The organism is Bradyrhizobium sp. P2_E8, from assembly GCF_056403875.1.
On the sequence record NZ_JBFUES010000826.1, the window covers coordinates 1 to 3,406 of the forward strand.

Here is a 3,406-nt window from a genome sequence, read left to right on the forward strand (position 1 = left end):
ATCACCGCCGGCCGCGACTTATCTTAACTCATAAGGCTTCCGGGTCGTCCGGTCGCCGATGGTTGGGGCGAGATGCCTCTAACCGCTCGAAGGGAGCGGGACAGCTGATGATGGCCTTTGGACTGATAGCCCTGATCGCCGGCGCCGCGTCGGCCCTGATGTTCGCCTCGATCGTTTCGGGCGCGCTGATCTCGCTCGTCCTGTTCTATCTGGCACCGCTGCCGCTGATGGTCGCCGCGATCGGCTGGGGACCGCTTTGCGCGAGCCTTGGCGGCATCGCCGCTGCGATCGGCCTCGGCGSCCTGTTCGGCCTGCCCTACTGCATCGCGTTCGCCGTCACCGTCGCGCTGCCGGCCTGGTGGCTCGGCCATCTCGTGCTGCTCAGCCGGCAGGTGGGACACGTCACGCCGGACGCCGCCACCGAGCCGCCGGCCGAGCCCGAGCTCGAGTGGTATCCGGTCGGCCGCATCCTGCTGTGGATCGCGGGCTTCGCCACACTGACCACGATCGCCGCCCTGCTCACGCTCGGCACCGACGCCGACACCATCCTGGGCACGCTGCGGCGCGGCTTGATGCKCATCCTCCGCGCCACGGATCCGCAAGCCTCCGGCGAAGCCGACCAGTTCGTCGACGCACTGGTGCGCATCGCGCCAGCCGCCGCCACCATCGTCGCAATGATGACGCTGACCCTCAACCTCTGGCTCAGCGCCAAGGTGACGGCGACGTCGGGCCGGCTGCGCCGCCCCTGGCCGGATCTGATGACGGCCGAGCTGCCGCCGATGACGCTCGTGGCGCTCTGCATCGCGCTCGCCTTCTGCTTCACCGGCGGGCTGCTCGCGATCATCGCGCAGATCACCACGGCGGCGCTGATGATGAGCTATGCGCTGACCGGCTTTGCCGTGCTGCACACGCTGACGCTCGCGCTGAAGAGCCGCACGTTCTGGCTCGGCTCGACCTACGCCGTCGTCGTCGTGTTCGGATGGCCTGTCATCGCGATGGTGATCCTGGGCCTTGCGGATGCCGTGTTCGGCTTCCGCGAGCGCTTCCTGCGCAGCCGCCAGCCGCCGCCACTGCCGACCCCTTAAGTCCAACCCTGAAACCCCGAACTCACAGAGCACTTCAAAGGAGAACGAATATGGAAGTCATTTTGCTGGAACGCGTCAACAAGCTCGGCCAGATGGGCGAAGTCGTGAAGGTTCGCGACGGCTATGCCCGCAATTTCCTGCTCAAGCGCGGCAAGGCGCTGCGCGCCACCGCCGACAACCGCGCCAAGTACGACGGCATGAAGGCCGATCTCGAGGCTCGCAACCTTGCGTCCAAGGGCGAGGCATCCAAGGTCGCCGAGAAGATCCAGGGCAAGAACATCATCGTGATCCGCCAGGCCTCGGAAGCCGGCCAACTGTTCGGCTCGGTCAACGTGCGTGACATCGTCGTGGCGTTCGAAGCCGACGGCGTTGCGCTGTCCCGTCCGCAGGTCCAGCTCGACGCACCGATCAAGACCATCGGCAAGCACACCATCACCGTCGCCGTTCACCCCGAGGTCGAGGTCGAGATCAGCGTCACGGTTGCGCGCAGCCAGGACGAGGCCGAGCGCATCAACCGCGGCGAGGACATCTCGACCCGCAACGAGGACCGCGATGCGGCCGCCGAGGCGATCGCCGCCGCCGGCGAGTTCTTCGATCCGGAAGCCCAGCACGACGACGTCGAGCCGGCCCCGGCCGCGGAAGAGACCGAGAAGTAAATACGTCAGCTCGTTATTCCGGGGCGATGCGAAGCATCGAACTATGGTGCGCAATTGCGCACCAGGGTTCTCGCTTCGCGAGCCCCGGAATGACGACAGAGAGTGGATCAGCCCGGTCGCTTCAAGCGGCCGGGCTTTTCGTTTTGGCGGCGACGTCCTCGCTCAGCATCGCGATCGAGGCGAGCGCGGTTGCGGTATGCTTCTCGACACCGTCGCTGACACAGAACACGTCGGCTGCGACCACGGAGACCTGGCGCCCCGGCTTGATCACTCTTGCCCGGCAGATCAGCTTCTCGCCGACAGCGGGCGACAACAAATTGAGCTTGTATTCCGCCGTCAGCGCCGGCTGGCCGCGCGAGGTGGCGGCCGCGATCGTCGTGGCGTTGTCGACCAGAAAGGCGGTGACGCCGCCGTGGAAAAAGCCGTGCTGCTGAAGCAGCTCCGGCCGGCGCTCCACCGCGATGGTGCAGGTGCCGCGCGACAATTCCGAGAGCTCGGCGCCAACGAGGTTCATGAAGCCCTGGCGGCCGACATTGGCGTGGATGCGCTCGGCTACGGCCGCAAATTCCGGATCTGCTTCGGCTCGCATGACGTCTCTCCTTATTGTTTGTTAATGCGATCGGGCGGCCGCAGCGCGCGGATGGCGCAGGCGACCAGCGTGTCGGCCTCGCTTCGCGGATCGGCACGATCGCGCCCCGACAGGAACGCGCGGCAGAAGATCTGCGCCGGCCCGATGAGCTGGCTGATGAACGTCACCGGCGTCATCGGCAGGAGCTCGCCGCCGGCAACCAGCGGCGCGCGCCAGCGTTCGATGCCTTCGGCAAGGCGCGCATTCTGTGCGCGCTGGGCGTCGCGGACGTCCTCGCCCCATTCGCTGCGCGAGATCTCGAAGAGATAGCGGGCCTCGCGCCGGCTCGAGAGGACCCAGTCGAGATGCGCCCGGATCAGGCGATCGATGCCCTGTTCGGCGTCAGGCACGGGATCGAGCGCGGCCAGCACTGCGGCGTGGTAATGCCGCAGCACCTCCAGAAACAACGCGCCGGCCAATTCCTTCTTCGACCCGAAGACATGAAAGAAGCTGCCGTTGGAGGCGTGCGCTTTGGCGCGGATCGCAGCCACCGTCGCAGCTTCGAAGCCGACGCGGTCGAACACGAACAGCCCCGCCGCCAACAGGTCGTCACGCACGCTTGCCGACATCGACGCCTCCTAGAGCAATACTCTAGAGTAGCGCTCTAATCGCGGTCAAGACGATACGAAGGCCGCGATGAACGCGGCCCTCGCAACGCGATCTGACAATGCGGGTTGGCTTAGCGCGAAATCGGCGGCGCCGGCGGTCCTGATGACTCCGCCGGCGGCGGGGCCGCAGCGGTCGCGGGCGGCGCCGCCTCCTGCGGCTTGGCCGCCGGTTCGGAGCTTGCGGCCGGCGCGGCAGGCTTGGGAGCCGCCTCTTCCGCCGCCTTGGGCGCGACCGGCTCGGCCGGCTTCGTGGCGGCCGCCGGCGGGGCCGGCGTCACCTGCGGCACCGGATCGGGCCGCAGCGCCGGAGCGTCGCTGCCGCGCGGCTCGACCTTGGCGCTCTCCGGCTTCGGCTCGACGGGTTTCTCAGTCGCCTTCTCTGACTTGGACTCGTCACGACCGGGTTCGACCTTGGCGCTCTCGGGCTTG

The 3,406-nt window shown here is 67.5% G+C and carries 4 protein-coding genes and 1 pseudogene; 2 read left to right on the plus strand and 3 right to left on the minus strand.

All coding sequences use genetic code 11. The features are described 5' to 3' along the window. Positions 1-107: 107 nt before the first annotated feature. Positions 108-1,085, plus strand: a complete 978-nt coding sequence (locus tag AC1D00_RS32550; protein ID WP_477013489.1) for a YybS family protein — start codon at positions 108-110, stop codon at positions 1,083-1,085. 50 nt (positions 1,086-1,135) lie between these two features. After that, positions 1,136-1,741: a 50S ribosomal protein L9 gene (gene rplI / locus AC1D00_RS32555; RefSeq protein ID WP_477013490.1), complete on the plus strand. Its 606-nt coding sequence runs from the start codon at positions 1,136-1,138 to the stop codon at positions 1,739-1,741. Between the two features lie 121 nt (positions 1,742-1,862). Here rplI and AC1D00_RS32560 read toward each other — a convergent pair whose 3' ends face one another. From AC1D00_RS32560 to AC1D00_RS32570, 3 genes and pseudogenes are all read right to left on the minus strand, one after another. Continuing rightward, a complete protein-coding gene (locus tag AC1D00_RS32560) occupies positions 1,863-2,330 on the minus strand; it encodes a PaaI family thioesterase (RefSeq protein ID WP_011086851.1) in 468 nt (155 codons plus the stop codon). 11 nt (positions 2,331-2,341) lie between these two features. Then, positions 2,342-2,938, minus strand: coding sequence for a TetR/AcrR family transcriptional regulator (locus AC1D00_RS32565; RefSeq protein ID WP_477013491.1), 597 nt, complete (start codon positions 2,936-2,938; stop codon positions 2,342-2,344). Positions 2,939-3,048: 110 nt separating this feature from the next. Further along, positions 3,049-3,406, minus strand: a pseudogene (locus AC1D00_RS32570) (hypothetical protein); the annotation flags it as partial.

Excerpts from the sequence above, each read along its gene's own strand:
- rplI (WP_477013490.1), top strand. The coding sequence starts at position 1,136 with ATGGAAGTCATTTTGCTGGAACGCGTCAACAAGCTCGGCCAGATGGGC.
- AC1D00_RS32560 (WP_011086851.1), bottom strand. The coding sequence starts at position 2,330 with ATGCGAGCCGAAGCAGATCCGGAATTTGCGGCCGTAGCCGAGCGCATC.
- AC1D00_RS32565 (WP_477013491.1), bottom strand. The coding sequence starts at position 2,938 with ATGTCGGCAAGCGTGCGTGACGACCTGTTGGCGGCGGGGCTGTTCGTG.